Raw genomic sequence first — 16,631 nt, 5'->3', positions numbered from 1 at the left:
AGTTGACAAATTATACTTTTTTTAGCACGATTATCGAGCCAATCAATTCACAATAGAATTATCTTTGCAACAACACTAATCAAAAAAACATGAAAAGACTCGTCTTCATATTGCTATTCCTGCCTCCCTTGCTTCTTTGCAGTCAGGCTAATCAGGACAGTAAACAAGATAGCCTCCGAAAAGTTGCGGATCAATATATGAAAGAGCAGCAGTATGAAAAAGCTGCCAATCTATACAAAGAATTAGGAGAAAAGATTGATGCTGACTACAAAGAAATCAGTACTCACAAAGTAAAAGATCTACGTAATACATATTCTATTGACGAATTACAACTGGCCAATAACCAGCAACAGAATCATTTGTTGTTATTAGCCCTTATCGTATTGCCTTGCCTTATCATTATCACGATTTTCGGCTTCCTTTACCTAAAAAGAAAAGCAAAAAAATTAATGCTTTCAAAACGGAAGTTACAAAAGGCAGAAAAAGCCGTGGAAAACTCAATACGCAATAAAAGCTTGTTCATATCAAATATGAGTCATGAAATCCGAACACCTCTAAACGCTTTATCCGGTTTCTCTGACGTACTTACTACTCCGGGCATTGATGAAGAAACCCGAAAACAATGCAATGACATCATCCAACTAAATTCACGCCTCTTACTGAATCTCGTAAATGATGTAGTGGACATCTCTTGCCTTGACGTAACAAACATGAAATTCAATCTCAAGCAGTGCAATGCAGTAAACTTGTGCGAAGGTATCATACAAACACTGGAAGGTATCAAACAAACACAGGCTGAAATATTCTTCAGGACAGAACTTCCTTCTTTGGAAATCGAAACTGATACACTGCGGTTACACCAGGTACTAATCAATATATTGGTCAACGCAACTAAGTTTACAAAAGAAGGAAGCATCATTCTGCAATTGGAACAGAATGAAGAAGGGATGGCTCAATTCTCCATCACAGATACCGGTTGCGGTATCCCGTCAGAAAAACAAAGCAGCATATTCGAACGTTTCGAAAGAGTAAACGAGAAATCTCAGGGAACAGGTCTCGGATTAGCTATCTGCCAGCTCATCATCAGCCGTCTTGGCGGAAGAATATGGATAGACCCGCAGTATACCGATGGTTCACGCTTCGTCTTCACACACCCATTAAAGCAGGAGGGCAGAGCATGAAGAAAATAATATTTATACTTTTGTTTATAATAGGAATACTTTTCCAGATAAGAGCAGAATCATCTATCTCAACGGACAAGCAATTCCGTGACAGCATCTTTCAGACCGTCAAATTTGAGTCAAACGATACACTCCGCTCAAAGATATTGAGAAATGCATTCCAGCAATATATGGGCAAAGATATAGCTTTAGAATTCCTGGACTCAGCTCTTGCGCTATCCAGACAAAAAGGGATACATGAAGAAGAGTTATACGTCCTTTTTGATTACTGCCGTCACTATGAATTCCGGGCTGAAGCGTCTGAGATGGAACGATGTTTTCTGAACCTGAAGGAAGCCAGCTACCGATATAAAAATTACTCACTCTATTATACCATCTGGTTATCCATCCTACAAGCCAGGTGTGCCCAGGGAGATACGGAATACGCCATTATGCAGGCCAAAGAAATGCAAAAAGAATCCATACGGATCAAGTATGACAGGGGAGTATTCGTTTCACTCATAGCCTTGGCGCAGGCACAAAATTTTGCAGAGCAATATGATGAAGCGATTGCAAGCTATAAACAAGCTTTGACTATAAATCCGAATGCCAACAATTATTCTCTCCTACTGATACACAAAAGCCTAGCTGAAATATATCTGTCGCAACAGAAATATATAGAAGCCCTCAGCGAATTAGAGCAGCAACAAAAGGTAGTGGAAAAGTTGATAAAAGAGGACACACAATCTATCAATGTACTGAAAAACATCTATTTAGAAATAGAAGTATCTTTCGGTATGGTTTATGCTAAAACCAAAGACAAAGATAATCTTAAAATGCACCTGACAATAGCAAAGAAATATTACGATAAAGAAATATATTTCAGCTACTATATTGATTACCATGCTTTATGGGGGGTATATTATAAACTTATAAAAGACTGGGACAAATGTTTCCAAGCCTTCGATCTGGCCTTATCATCCTGCCAAGGAGCAGAACCCTTTCACGAAAATAGTATCCTTAAGATGAAAGCAGAAGCTATGCTAGAAGCCGGTCGATATGAAGAAGCAGCCAATATTTATAAAACAGCAGCCCTAAAAGGAGATTCTCTCAATCAGGATATGCTGCAACGCCATGAAGAAGTATATCAGGCCAACTATAAAATCCAGAAAGCGTTATTAGACAAGGAACTACTGACCAAACAATATCGCTGGATATACGTCGGAGCCTCTGCCATCATACTGATCCTCATGCTTCTTGCCATCATACGTGCCTTTCGTATTCACCGGCAACTACGTCGTTCGGAGGAAGAAACCCGGCAAGCATTAGAAACGATAGAAGCAACAGATAAAATGAAAGAGTATTTTCTGAAAAATATCACTTACGAGATCCGTATACCACTGAATACCGTCGTAGGCTTCTCTGAATTGTTGTCCACCGAGAAAAACCTTTCCGAAGAAGAAATACAGGAATACTCGGTTACCATAAAGCATAATTCTGAAAAGTTACTGGCCTTGATAAACAATATCCTTGATTTATCACGTCTTGAAGCAGGAATGATGCGATTTAACGTACAAGAATGTGATGCCGTGGAACTCTGTCGGGAAGTAAAAATGATGGTAAATATGCAAACAAAAATGGTGAATGCATACTTCCATACAGATTTAGAGATATTACCCATTCAGGCAGATAGCAGATGGTTCCTCAAAGTACTGTCATCACTATTGTGCGTACCCAAATTGTATACCGGAGATATTTGCCAAGTAGAATATACACTGACAAAAGAGGGGCAATACCTCAGAATTACTGTCACAGGAAGTCCACTTTACCATATATGGAAAGACGAACAGGAGCAACGCATCCTGCATGACATCAACAAACTTTGTCTGGAAGCATTTAAAGGAAGCTATCTGGTTTCGGAAGGAGAACAAAAAGTGGTTACAATCACCTATCCGCTGGCTTAAATATCATTTCTTACGTATAATCGTCAGTCCGTCACGCAAAGGAAGGATCACCTTTTCCACCCTCGAATCTTGTGCAATAAGGTCATTGAAAGCCTTGATGCCGATGGTTTGCAAGTCGGTGCGATGCGGTTGTTCTTCAAGCACATGTCCATCCCACAAGGTGTTATCAGCAAGGATATAACCACCATCAGACAGACGTGGCAGCACCATTTCATAATAGTCTATATACCTGCGCTTATCACCATCAATAAAAGCAAGATCAAAAGTGAGATCAAACTGTGGGACCATTTCCAAGGCATTACCTATATAAAACTTAATTTTATCTGCATAAACAGAATTTTCCAGCCAAGGGCGTGTGAAGTCCTCCTGCTCATCATTAATCTCAAACGTATACAACATTCCGTCTTCCGGCAACCCTTCGGCCATGCAAAGAGCTGAATAACCGCTATATGTACCGATTTCCAATATTCTCCGGGGACGAATCATCCTGACAAACATCTTCAGCATCCGACCCTGCAAGTGTCCTGACGCCATACGCGGATACAGCAATTTAAGGTGCGTATCCCGATAAAGAGCTTTCAGATAATCGCCTCCATCATCGATATGCTGTAAAATATATTCGTCTATGGTCATAACAATCGACAATTAACTATTGACAATTGATAATTGACAATTGACAATTAGCTGCGCTGTCACACTGCATAGTAATTGTCAACTGTCAATTGTCAATTAATCAAAGGTATCTATTCTTATTGGGCAATACACTTTCTTCTGCATACTTCAAAGCATCTCCCACTACGTTAATTTCAAGGAAAGAAGTATGTGTACCGGCTTTGCCGCTACTTAGATAACCGACCATATCAGTCTCGCACAGACGGCCTTCTTTCAGCAGACGGCGCAAAGCTGCAAAGTAATATTCTTGTCCGTTAGCAAGCTCCGGCATATAAATGGCTTCCACGCCATAAGAAAGTGCCAGATGACGCATGGTCTTTTCCTTATAACAAATAGCCAACACCGGATATTTACCACGGAATGCAGCCAGATTACGGGCTGTACGTCCACTGTAACTATCAGTAATGATCGCACGTATCTTCAACTTTGAAGTAGCCTTTACTGCTTGCTTTGCGAGGAAAGCTGTCACATCATTGCTGTTTTCATCCAACGGAATTCGGATATCATTATCAGCCAATTTATCTTTTTCTGCCTGTGCGGCAACCTTTGTCATGGTTTTCACAGCATCCAACGGATATTTACCATAAGCTGTTTCACCGCTCAGCATCAAAGCATCCGTACGGTAATAGATAGCATTTGCAATGTCCGTTACCTCTGCACGGGTAGGACGCGGATTCGTAATCATCGTATGAAGCATCTGAGTAGCCACAATTACCGGCTTCTTAGCCAGAATACATTTACGGATGAGCACACGCTGGATACCGGGAATACGTTCTTGCGGAACTTCAATGCCCAAGTCACCGCGAGCTACCATCACACCGTCAGCTACTTCCAGAATTTCATCGATGTTATCAACGCCTTCCTGATTTTCTATCTTGGCAACAATCCTGATATCGCTGTTATGGGCATCCAGTATTTCCTTTATATCCAGAACATCCTGTTTATTACGTACAAAAGAGTGAGCAATAAAATCAATATCTTTCTCAATGGCATACAGGATATTTGTACGGTCCTTCTCCGTCAGAGAAGGAAGATTGATACGTACACCCGGTACATTTACACTCTTACGACTTCCCAGAGTAGCATCATTTTGTATCTCACACACCAGATAATCATCCGTCTTTTCCACAACGACCATTTCCAGATCGCCATCATCTATAAGAATATGTATGCCGACAGCCACATCGTGCACAAAGTTCGGATAAGAGACAGAAATACATTCGCGCGTAGTGTCCAAATCGGGATTACCTACTACTTTTACCTTATCCCCTACTTTATACGGAATAGGTTCAGCACAGATGGTAGTGCGCACCTCCGGTCCCTTAGTATCCATCAGGATAGCTATGCGATTAGATACCGCACGCACATTATTTATCAACATCTCCGAGCCTTCGCGGCCGAGATGTGCCGTGTTCATACGCACCACATTCATACCGGCTTCAAACAAGCCTTTTATAAAATCAACGTCGCAGCGTTTATCAGAAATGGTTGCAACGATCTTAGTCTGTTTTAATAACATAATCTTATACCTATTTATTTAATCATTTATCACTTATCAACGCTTCCAGTGCCAGGCGGTAGGAGTTCAACCCGAAACCGCAGATAACGCCTTTGCAGGCGCAAGCTATCATAGATACATGACGGAAAGCCTCACGAGCATGCACATTAGAAATATGTACCTCGATAACCGGAGAAGTAACCGAACGGATAGCATCCTGCAGGGCGATAGAGGTATGCGTGTAGGCACCCGCATTCAGGATAATCCCATCTACATCAAAACCGGTTTGCTGAATCTTATCTATCAGCTCTCCTTCAATGTTCGACTGAAAGTAGTCTATCTGTATATCAGTATACTTCTGACGAAGTTCGGCAAGGTAATCTTCAAAAGTAACACTGCCGTAAATGGAAGGTTCACGTTTGCCCAGCAGATTGATATTCGGGCCATTAATTATTTGTATCCTCATAACACAATTTTTTATACCTTTGTCCCGGAAGTACCTGCTCCGTACCAAGTCCGTACCAAGTCCGTACCAAGTCCAAGTGTATAGATACGGAGCGAATACGGAGCAGACACGGCTCAGATATGCCCTAAGAAATATTTAAATCGAGTTGCAAAGATAGTGCAGACCGTACGCAGAAGCAAATTTATCAGTATTCTGCTAAAGTGCAGCCTATTTTCGCGGAGCAAAGGTAGAAAAAAGAAATGAAAACAGAAGAAAAATCAACGAATAACGAGAGACAAGCGTTGATAATCAGAAAGTACCAGCAATATTTAAAGTTAGAAAAGGCTCTTTCTGCCAATACGCTTGATGCCTACCTGACCGATCTTAACAAACTGCTGTGTTTTCTGAAAACAGAAAACATCGATATGCTGGCTGTGACTCTGGATGATTTGCAACGCTTTGCTGCCGGATTACACGACATCGGTATTCATCCCCGCTCGCAAGCACGTATCCTGTCGGGAATAAAATCTTTCTTCCACTTTCTGGTCATGGCAGACTATCGAGAAGATGATCCCAGCGAACTACTCGAAGGTCCTAAAATCGGATTCAAACTACCCGAAGTGCTTACCGTCGAAGAAATAGATACTATTATCTCCACCGTAGACATGAGCAAGAAGGAAGGACAACGCAACCGTGCCATCCTGGAAACCCTATACAGCTGCGGATTGCGTGTCTCGGAACTTTGTAACCTGAAGTTATCCGAGCTCTACTTTGACGAGGGTTTTATCAAGGTAGAAGGAAAAGGCAGCAAACAGCGTTTAGTCCCTATTTCTCCCCGTGCCATCAAAGAAATAAAATACTGGCTGCTCGACCGCAATCTTGGTAAAATAAAGAAAGGATTTGAAGATTACGTTTTTCTTGCCCGATGGGGAAATAGCATTTCCCGCATCATGGTTTTTCACCTGATTAAAGAGCTGGCAGAGAAAGCCGGCATCACCAAAAATATCAGTCCGCACACCTTCCGCCATTCCTTCGCCACCCACTTGTTGGAAGGAGGTGCCAACCTCCGCGCCATCCAATGTATGCTGGGACACGAGTCTATTGCGACCACTGAAATCTACACCCATATCGACCGGAATATGTTGCGAAGTGAGATCATTGAGCACCATCCACGGAACATTAAGTACAGAAAAGATACAGGATTTCATTAAATTATAATAAAATTGGCTATTCGTGTTAGATTGTGCCGATAGATTTAATATCTTTGCGAGGCTATTATTATGTGGTAATAGGCACTAAGAAAAACGAGTAGACTAATTTCAATTACAAACAATTAATTTATACCTAAGATGACTAAGAAATTGTATCTGCCTTTGTTAATGGCACTGGTTGTTGCTCTTTCATCATGTAGCAGCAAAATGGGTGAATTATCCTCTGATTATTTCACCGTGACTCCTCAGGTTCTTGAAGCCATAGGCGGCAAAGTACCGGCCACGATTAATGGAAAATTCCCTGAAAAGTATTTTAACAAGAAAGCCGTAGTGGAAGTAACCCCGGTTTTGAAATGGAATGGTGGCGAAGCTAAAGGTCAGCCTGCTGTATTCCAAGGAGAAAAAGTAGAAGGTAACGACCAGACTATCTCTTACAAGATGGGTGGTAATTACACAATGAAAACTTCTTTCGACTATGTTCCGGAAATGGCTAAGTCTGAATTGTATTTGGAGTTCAAAGCTACAATCGGCAAGAAAACAGTAACTATCCCTGCTGTAAAAGTAGCTGATGGTGTGATTTCTACTTCCGAAATGATTGGACAGACATTGGGCAGTGCTAATCCTGCTAATGGTGACGATGCTTTCCAACGTATCATCAAGGAAAAACACGATGCTAACATCATGTTCCTTATCCAGCAAGCTAACGTTCGCGCCAGCGAATTGAAGACCGCTAAGGAATTTAATGAAGAAGTGAAGAATATAGACGGTGCTGTAAACAAGAAGATCAGTAACATTGAAATTTCTGCTTATGCATCTCCCGATGGTGGTGTAAGCCTGAACACTAAGTTGGCTGAAAACCGTCAGGATAACACTGCAAAAGTTATCAACCAGAACTTAAAGAAATCTAAAGTTGACGCAGCTATCGATACTAAATACACTGCTCAGGACTGGCAAGGTTTCCAGGAATTGGTATCTAAATCCAATATCCAGGATAAAGAACTGATCCTTCGTGTTCTGTCTATGTATTCTGATCCTGAACAAAGAGAACAGGAAATCAAGAACATCTCTTCTGTTTACAAGAACTTAGCTGACGACATTTTGCCGCAGTTGCGTCGTTCACGTCTGACTTTGAACTATGAAATCATCGGTAAGTCTGACGAAGAAATTGCAAGTCTGGCTGCATCTGATCCTAAGCAGTTGAATATAGAAGAATTGCTGTATGCAACTACACTGACTAACGATCCGGCTAAGCAAGAAGTCATCTTCACTAAAGCTACTCAAATCTATCCGAACGATTTCCGTGCTTACAACAACTTAGGTAAGTTGGCTTATCAGGCAGGTAACCTTGACAAAGCTGAAAGCTACTTCAAGAAAGCTGCTTCTATCAAAGATGCTCCTGAAGTTAATATGAATCTCGGTTTGATCGCTCTGACTAAGGGTGACAAAGCTGCTGCAGAAAGCTATCTGAGCAAAGCTTCAGGTGCAAAAGAACTGAACGAAGCACTGGGTAACCTGTATATTGCTCAAGGTCAATATGACAGAGCTGTAAGCGCATTCGGTGACACTAAGACTAACAGCGCTGCTTTGGCACAGATCTTGGCTAAGGACTACAACAAGGCTAAAAACACTTTGGCTAGTGTAGCAAAACCTGACGCTTATACTGACTACCTGATGGCTGTATTAGGTGCAAGAACCAACAATGCTTCTATGGTAACCAGCAGTTTGAAGAACGCTGTTGCTAAAGAACCGTCATTGGCTAAGAAAGCTGCTTCTGACTTGGAATTTGCTAAGTATTTCACGAATGCAGAATTTATGAGCATCGCTCAGTAAGGAGCTCTTAACTCATATTAATTAGTTCCTATTAAAAAAACTATAGGGTGCCCGACATTGAGAAATGTCGGGCATTTCTTTTTTATTATCTGCAAAAGCCGTACTTTCGCGGAAAAGTATTTCAAAATGAAGAAAGTCTGTCTATTATATTTTCTATTAATCGCCCTTTTTGCCTGTAGTGAAAAGAAAACCGACAGTATCAGTCTCAACGGAGAAATCAAGGGATTGGGCAATGATACCATCTATTTATATGGTTCGGATAGAATGTATGACCGTATGGATACACTGATTGTCGAAAACGACAAATTTTCTACAACGCTTTCCGTTGATACATTAGTGAGTACAATCTTATTATTCAGTGATGGAACGGAATACCCGCTCTTCCTGGATAAAGGACATAAAATACAAATAAAAGGATCCGCAGCTGAGCTGTCCTCATTGCAAATCAGCGGTAATGCTCCTAACAAAGATCTAACAGACTTCAATCAAGAACTGAAAGGTCTGGGTACACCTTCCGAGAAAGCTTTGGAAGAGAAAGTAGAGAATTTTATAACCAAACATCCCTCTTCATTAGCCAACATTTATCTGTTGGATAAATACTTTGTACAGAAGCCCCAGCCCAATCTGGAACAAATAAAACAATTGACCGACCGTATGACCGGTGACCTGAAAGACCGCCCTTACATGGAAACATTGCTAAAGCGTATTGAGGAAGAAGAAAAAGTAGATATAGGAAAAACAGCTCCTTATTTCCGTATACGCAATACAGAAGGCAAAGATATCAATCGTTCCGATTTCAAAGATAAATATCTACTGATACAGTTCTGGGCTTCATGGGATACCATCAGCCGGGAAAAGAATGCAATGTTCCGCCGTATTTATAAGAAAGAACAAAAGAACAAAAACTTCGCATTAATGGGTATTTCCCTTGACTTGGACAGGGAGAAATGGTTGGAAGCAGTTAAACAAGATACTTTGAAATGGGAACAGACTTGCGAATATTCTGGATGGGATGGAGATGTTGCCAAACTATTCTCCATACATACTCTCCCAGCCAATATCCTAATCAGTCCTACAGGTAAAATAGAAGGAAAAAATCTAGATGAAAAGGCTATTGAAGATAAACTGAAAGAAATAGCCCGGAAAGAAAAAGAAAAGTAACCATTAATCACTAACCACTAATCACAAATAAGCACGTGTTAATCAAAGTTTTCGGAGCGGCTGTACAAGGCATTGACGCAACCCTCATCACCATTGAAGTAAACAGTTCACGAGGTTGCATGTTTTATCTTGTCGGGCTACCGGACTCTGCTGTAAAAGAAAGCCACCAACGCATTATATCCGCACTACAGGTAAACGGATACCGGATACCTACCAGTAACATCGTGATTAATATGGCTCCTGCAGACATCCGTAAGGAGGGATCCGCATACGACCTTCCACTTGCCATAGGCATGCTTGCCGCCGGAGAAGTAATTCAGTCCGATAAATTGAACCGTTATCTGATGATGGGTGAACTGAGCCTGGACGGTAGTTTGCAACCTATTAAAGGTGCTCTGCCTATTGCCATCAAAGCACGGGAATTAGGCTTCGAAGGCATCATCGTCCCTCGGCAGAATGCTCGTGAAGCAGCGGTGGTCAATAAAATTCAAGTATATGGAGTGGAGAACATCAAAGAAGTCATAGAGTTCTTCAATGGCAATCAGGAACTAACCCCTACCATCGTCAATACCCGTGAGGAATTCTATGCGCAACAAAGTGACTTCGATCTTGACTTCTCGGATGTAAAAGGGCAGGAAAATGTAAAACGTGCATTGGAAGTAGCCGCAGCTGGTGGACACAATATTATTCTCATTGGTGCGCCAGGCAGTGGAAAATCCATGCTTGCCAAACGCCTGCCTTCGATTTTGCCTCCTCTCTCACTGGGAGAAAGCCTTGAAACAACCAAAATACACTCAGTGGCAGGGAGATTGCAGGCAAATGCAGGGCTTATCTCCAAACGCCCGTTTCGTGATCCTCACCATACTATTTCTACAGTAGCGATGACAGGAGGCGGCAGTTATCCACAACCCGGTGAAATAAGTCTGGCACATAATGGCATTTTGTTTCTGGATGAACTTCCGGAATTCAATCGCAGTGTGCTGGAAGTTCTCCGCCAGCCACTGGAAGACCGTAAAATTACTATCTCCCGTGTAAAAAGCAATGTGGAATACCCTGCCAGCTTTATGCTGGTTGCCTCCATGAATCCATGTCCCTGCGGCTACTACAACCATCCCACTAAAGCTTGTGTATGTAGTCCGGGACAAGTACAAAAATACCTGAACCGCATTTCCGGTCCTTTACTCGACCGTATAGACCTGCAAATCGAAGTTGTCCCCGTACCTTTTGAAAAAATGTCCGATGCACACCCCGGAGAGGCAAGTAGCATCATACGAGAGCGCGTAATACATGCCCGTCAAATTCAGGAAAACAGATATGCCGAGGTTGCTGGTGTCTACTGCAATGCGCAAATGAACAGCAAACTGCTGTCGTTATATGCCCGTCCGGACGACAAAGGACTCATATTATTAAAAAATGCCATGAACCGCCTAAATCTTTCTGCCCGCGCTTACGACCGCATATTAAAAGTAGCACGTACCATCGCCGATCTTGAGAATAGTGACCTAATACAGACTTCGCATTTAGCAGAAGCCATCGGCTACAGAAACCTGGATAGAGAGGACTGGGCAGGGTAATTCAAGGAAAAAAACGATAGTTCACTATTTTCCCCCTAATTTGCATCATTTTCCCCCTGACTCCAATAGTATTGGTGTAGATTTGCGGTAATCAAAATCTAAAACACTATGGAGACAAAGACATCATCCCGTTTTTTCCCAGAGCTGCCACTTATAATAAAGGGCAGCACGGAAACCTCACCTTTATTCTTTACATTACATCTACCCAAAGATAGTAATATAAAGCAAATACCCTTTTATCCTTTATCTTATTCAATCAATTATATATCAAAATATTACAATAATTCCGTAATATACTTGAAATATATCTGTAATAGGCACAACCTACTTTTGCAGCCAGAATAATATTTATAAATATATAGAAAAGGACATAATTCATAACTAAAACTTTATTTTATGCTGAATGTACAATTAAAAAGAAAGAGAACATTTGCACAAAGCATGCTCTTTGTAGTGTTCTTGCTAAGCAGTACCTTAGCATTCGCCCAGAACAAGGTGACCGGTACTGTAACAGACAAATCCGGTGAGCCGTTAATCGGTGTCAATGTATTGGAAGCCGGTACCACCAACGGATGTATTACCGATGTCGACGGAAAGTACTCCCTGAACGTAGAGAGAGGAGAAACCCTTATCTTCTCTTTTATAGGTTATAACAAACAGGAAGTAAAAGTCACTCAAAACATCATCGACGTGACAATGAGTGAGGATACAGAGTTACTGGACGAAGTAGTGGTCATCGGTTATGGTTCTATGAGCCGTAAGGATGTAACATCTTCTATTACTACAGTTAAGGCTGACAAGTTGAATGTCGGTGTATTCTCGGATGCAGCAAGCATGTTGCAAGGTAAGGTAGCAGGTCTTACTATTACATCTTCCGCCGACCCTAACGGTTCACCCAGTATTACTCTTCGTGGTGCTTCTTCTCTTCGTGAAGGTGCTGCCATGAGTCCTTACTATGTCATCGACGGTATTCCCGGAGTGGATATTTCCATGGTTGCTCCTGATGACATAGAAAGTATCGATGTTCTTCGTGACGCTACTGCTACTGCAATCTATGGTTCTAAAGCAGCAAATGGAGTTATCATCATCAACACTAAGAAAGGTAAGAACGGCATGGAACGTACCAACGTAAGCTATAGCGGATACGTTGCTTTCGACAACATCTTGAAGAAGATGGATATGGCTACCGCAGACGACCTGCGAGCATACGCAAAAAAGAACGGACTAACACTTGCCAACGACCAAGGCGCAAATACAAACTGGCAAGATGAGGTTCTTCGCACTGCTATCAGTACAAACCACAATATCTCTATCAATGGTGGAGCACAAAAGACTACCTACATGGCAAGTCTTAACTATATGGATCGCCAAGGTGTAGTGAAAGGTTCTAAAATGAACAGACTGAATGTGCGTTCCTTAGTTACCACTAAGGTATTGAAAGACCATCTGGACCTTTCGGTAGGTGTAAATGCAAGATATGGCAAGGCTGTAGGTGTTCCTATGAATAACGAAGGTGCGTCCGTCCTTGATGCGATGAACTACTTCTCACCGACTCTTCCTGTTAAGAACGAAGACGGTTCATGGACAAAAGGTTCAGGTTCAAAGAACTACAACCCATTGTCTCTAATCAATGAAGATACGTCTGAAACTATCTTCAAGAATACTCAGGTGATTGGCAAGGCAACTCTGAAGGTTATTGAAGGTCTCAACTGGAATGCCAACTACTCATTTACAAACAACCAGCGCACATATAGTTCATACGATACACACAACACTCAATTAGAGGGTGTAAGTGCATACAATGGCCGTGCAACCCGTTCTACATATTTCGGTCACGAACATTCATTCGAGACTTACGGTAACTACGATACTACTATCGCAAATGTACACAAGCTCTCTCTTATGGCTGGTTACTCTTGGGAAGAGAAGATGAGTAACGACGGCTTTGGCTTGACAGTTCACGACTTCTATGATGATGTCTTGAAATGGAATCAACTGACTTATGCAAGTACTATTGATGGTATACCTGCTGTAGAGAGCGGAACAAAAGAGACTATACGTAATATATCATTCTATGGTCGTGCAAGCTACTCTTACAATAGCAAATATATGATTCAAGCAACGATACGCCGTGACGGTTCTTCTGTATTCGGCAAAGACCACCAGTGGGGCACATTCCCTTCCGTATCTGTAGCATGGAACATCACAGAAGAAGGATTCATGAAGAATCAGAACCTCTTCAGCAACTTGAAGCTGCGTATAGGTTACGGTGTCAGCGGTAATGCCCTTGGCTTCGGTGCCTATACAGCAGTTGCCACTTACGGTGCATCCGGCTTCTTCAACTACAATGGCAAGGACTGGCGTACACTGGCTGCGACAAAGAACGCCAACCCCGATTTGAAATGGGAAAGCACAGGTATGCTCAATGTCGGTATTGACTATGCTTTGTTCAATGGTCGCATCAACGGTACTATTGAGGTCTACAACAAAAAGACCAAAGACTTAATCTGGGATTATCCGGTTTCTACAAACATCTATCCTTTTGGAACAATTGCAGCCAATGTAGGTAAGATAACCAACAAAGGTATCGAGTTCTCTATCAATGCTACTCCGGTACAGACTGAAGACTTCACTTGGAATACAACATTGAACCTTTCTCACAACAAGAATACAGTAGACAAATTGTCAAACGACAAATATCAGGTAGGTACATTTACACAAGGCGACCCCATGGTAGCAGGTGTATCATCCAATGGTTACACTCAACGTATTATAGAGGGCGAAGCTCTGGGTACATTCTATACTTATGAATTTGCAGGCTATAAAGACGGTAAGGCTACTTACTATGTAAGAGATGAAAAGACAGGTGAACGTACTGGCGAGACTACAAGCGAACCTGCATTCAAAGACCGTACTATCACAGGTTGCGCACAGCCTAAGCTAAATCTTGGTTGGAACAACTCATTCAACTACAAGAACTGGAACGCTACCATATTCATTACAGGTGTATTCGGTAACAAGATCTACAATGGTGCACGTGCCAACTATACAAGTCCTGAAATGTTTGCAAACGGAAAGAATGTACTTAAAGAATTTATAACAGACCGTCCTGCGACAGATACCGGAGGTAATGTTCCTTCTGACCGTTTCATCGAGAATGGATCATACCTTCGTTTATCTAACTTGACATTAGGTTATACTTTTAAGAATCTTGACGGTTGGTTACAGAATGTTCAACTCTATGTTACTTGCAACAATCTGTTCACTATCACAGGATATAAGGGACTTGACCCTGAAGTAAACATGGGTGGTCTTGCTCCGGGTGTTGACTATCGTTGGAGTACATACCCTCACTCTCGTACAACAATGGTCGGTTTAAAGGTTAACTTCTAATTATAAATAGAGATGATATTTATGAAAACTAATATAAGATTATTATTTACGGCTTGTGCAGCTGCTTTAGTAACCGGCTGTACTAATTTAGATGTTGATGTAGAATCTCAATATACAGAATATCCTACCAATGAGATTGCTGTTGAAGCAAAGATGGCTGATGTGTACTATCAGATGCGGGATGTATTCGGACGTAGATACATGGAAGCACAAGCTTTGTCAAGTGATGAATATACAGCTGTATCATACGGTGGTGGATGGTATGACAGTGGTGCATACGCACATCCAAGTCTTCACAACTATACATACGAAGATGCAACCATCGACTGGATGGGACAACTTACATCAGGTATAACAAAAGCAAACAAGATTATTATTGAATTGGGAAGCAATGAAGCTGGTGCAACTGTCGCTCCTGCCCGTGCAATGCGCGCTTTCTTCCATTTCATATTGATGGACTGCTGGGGTGATGCTCCAATCCTTGACCATGCAATGGCTGAAGGTGAGACTATAGACCGTTCACCTCGTGCTGATGTAGCAAGGTTCATAGAGAGCGAACTTAAAGAGATTATCCCTCAACTTACCGATGAAGTAAATGCAAATACATACGGCAAACCGACAAAATGGATGGCAGAGGCTCTTTTAGCAAAGATATACATCAACTGGCCTGTATATACAGCAGCTTCTGTTGATCTATATGATGCAGCTACTGCAAAAAATGAAAAGCTGAATGATTGCATTGCACTTTGTGATGATATAATCAAATCTGGCAAGTTCAATCTTGGCTCTATGTCGTATAGCAAGAAGTTCGGTCCGGACAATGGTTCACATGTTGAAGATTTCATATACGTTATGCCATACGATACATATACAGCACAAGGTATGCAGTATGGCCGTTCTCGTTGCTGGAAAGATATCAAATCATGTGCAAAAAGCTACTTCGGTATGAAACTGAGTCAGTCCGGCGGTGGTTACATTACTATGACTCCTGAGTTCGCAAGTTTGTTCAATCTTGAAGGTGATCAACGTAACAATTGCGTAATAGGTGGCACTGTTCATGTATATGATCCTAAGACTTATCTTCCAACAGATGAAATTGCCGTAGATAAAAACGGTAATCCTATTGTACTTACTAAAGAGATTACCCTTGTAAAAGAAGGAGATATTGAGCTTGGTGTAGGTGATAATATCAACGGTTATAGCCAAGGCTATCGTTCTGTGAAGTTCTTCGTTATAGACGATGATTTCAAGAATGGCAGAAATCAGTCAAACGACCTTCCTATATTCCGTTATGCAGACATCTTGCTAACTAAGGCTGAAGCTATAGTACGTGGAGGTTCCGCAACCAACGGTGATACAGCGATGAGCCTCTTCAATGAGATTCGTAGCTACGTTACTGCTCCTACAATTGACCATACTCCATCGCTTCAGGAACTTCTTGATGAGCGTGGACGTGAGTTCCTTGATGAGAACTGGCGTAGGAACGACATGATACGTTTCGGTACATTCGAAAGCGAGTTCTTCCCACATTATAAAGGATTCCCAACTGCCAACTTCGATAAGACACGCCGTATATTCCCACTTCATAAGGATATAATGAATACGAATCCCAACTGGAAACAAAATCCAGGCTATTAATTGAATCCATCAAGGTAAAATAAACTATTGTTTTCTTTTAACTCAAAGCCCCGCATTGCAGCCGATACACCCAAATCAGTCGGTT

11 protein-coding genes are annotated in these 16,631 nt (G+C 41.7%); 8 read left to right on the top strand and 3 right to left on the bottom strand.

What is annotated here, in order from left to right:
* Positions 1-89: 89 nt before the first annotated feature.
* Both BACINT_RS07075 and BACINT_RS07070 read left to right on the top strand, forming a co-directional pair.
* Positions 90-1,181 carry a sensor histidine kinase gene (locus BACINT_RS07075; protein ID WP_007661765.1) on the top strand — a complete coding sequence of 364 codons (1,092 nt, stop codon included), beginning with the start codon at positions 90-92 and terminating at the stop codon, positions 1,179-1,181.
* Positions 1,178-3,124, top strand: coding sequence for a tetratricopeptide repeat-containing sensor histidine kinase (locus BACINT_RS07070; protein WP_007661763.1), 1,947 nt, complete (start codon positions 1,178-1,180; stop codon positions 3,122-3,124). Before BACINT_RS07075 ends, BACINT_RS07070 begins: the two co-directional genes overlap by 4 nt.
* A 3-nt stretch (positions 3,125-3,127) precedes the next feature.
* On the opposite strand, the gene BACINT_RS07065 is transcribed toward BACINT_RS07070, so the two are convergent.
* The 3 genes from BACINT_RS07065 to aroQ form a co-directional block, all read right to left on the bottom strand.
* The gene (locus BACINT_RS07065) at positions 3,128-3,757 is read right to left on the bottom strand and encodes an O-methyltransferase (protein WP_007661762.1); all 630 of its coding nucleotides are present in this window, start codon (positions 3,755-3,757) and stop codon (positions 3,128-3,130) included.
* 100 nt (positions 3,758-3,857) lie between these two features.
* Positions 3,858-5,315, bottom strand: a complete 1,458-nt coding sequence (gene pyk, locus BACINT_RS07060) for a pyruvate kinase (protein WP_007661761.1) — start codon at positions 5,313-5,315, stop codon at positions 3,858-3,860.
* Between the two features lie 22 nt (positions 5,316-5,337).
* Entirely contained in the window at positions 5,338-5,760 is a 423-nt protein-coding gene (gene aroQ, locus BACINT_RS07055; RefSeq protein ID WP_007661760.1) for a type II 3-dehydroquinate dehydratase, read from the bottom strand.
* A 239-nt stretch (positions 5,761-5,999) separates the two neighbouring features.
* On the opposite strand from aroQ, the gene xerD reads away from it, so the two are divergent.
* The 6 genes from xerD (at position 6,000) to BACINT_RS07025 (ending at position 16,546) form a co-directional block, all read left to right on the top strand.
* Positions 6,000-6,950 carry a site-specific tyrosine recombinase XerD gene (xerD, locus tag BACINT_RS07050; protein WP_007661759.1) on the top strand — a complete coding sequence of 317 codons (951 nt, stop codon included), beginning with the start codon at positions 6,000-6,002 and terminating at the stop codon, positions 6,948-6,950.
* A 138-nt stretch (positions 6,951-7,088) separates the two neighbouring features.
* Positions 7,089-8,780, top strand: coding sequence for a tetratricopeptide repeat protein (locus BACINT_RS07045; RefSeq protein WP_007661758.1), 1,692 nt, complete (start codon positions 7,089-7,091; stop codon positions 8,778-8,780).
* Positions 8,781-8,906: 126 nt separating this feature from the next.
* A complete protein-coding gene (locus BACINT_RS07040) occupies positions 8,907-9,941 on the top strand; it encodes a TlpA disulfide reductase family protein (RefSeq protein WP_007661757.1) in 1,035 nt (344 codons plus the stop codon).
* Positions 9,942-9,976: 35 nt separating this feature from the next.
* The gene (locus BACINT_RS07035; protein WP_007661756.1) at positions 9,977-11,515 is read left to right on the top strand and encodes a YifB family Mg chelatase-like AAA ATPase; all 1,539 of its coding nucleotides are present in this window, start codon (positions 9,977-9,979) and stop codon (positions 11,513-11,515) included.
* 396 nt (positions 11,516-11,911) lie between these two features.
* The gene (locus BACINT_RS07030) at positions 11,912-14,908 is read left to right on the top strand and encodes a SusC/RagA family TonB-linked outer membrane protein (protein ID WP_007661754.1); all 2,997 of its coding nucleotides are present in this window, start codon (positions 11,912-11,914) and stop codon (positions 14,906-14,908) included.
* Positions 14,909-14,929: 21 nt separating this feature from the next.
* Positions 14,930-16,546, top strand: coding sequence for a RagB/SusD family nutrient uptake outer membrane protein (locus BACINT_RS07025; protein ID WP_044154927.1), 1,617 nt, complete (start codon positions 14,930-14,932; stop codon positions 16,544-16,546).
* Positions 16,547-16,631: the final 85 nt, after the last annotated feature.

Origin of the sequence: Bacteroides intestinalis DSM 17393 (genome assembly GCF_000172175.1) — a bacterium.
Classification (GTDB): Bacteria; Bacteroidota; Bacteroidia; order Bacteroidales; family Bacteroidaceae; genus Bacteroides; species Bacteroides intestinalis.
Note: the sequence above shows the minus strand (reverse complement) of the source record. Positions and strands in the feature narration are given on the sequence as shown.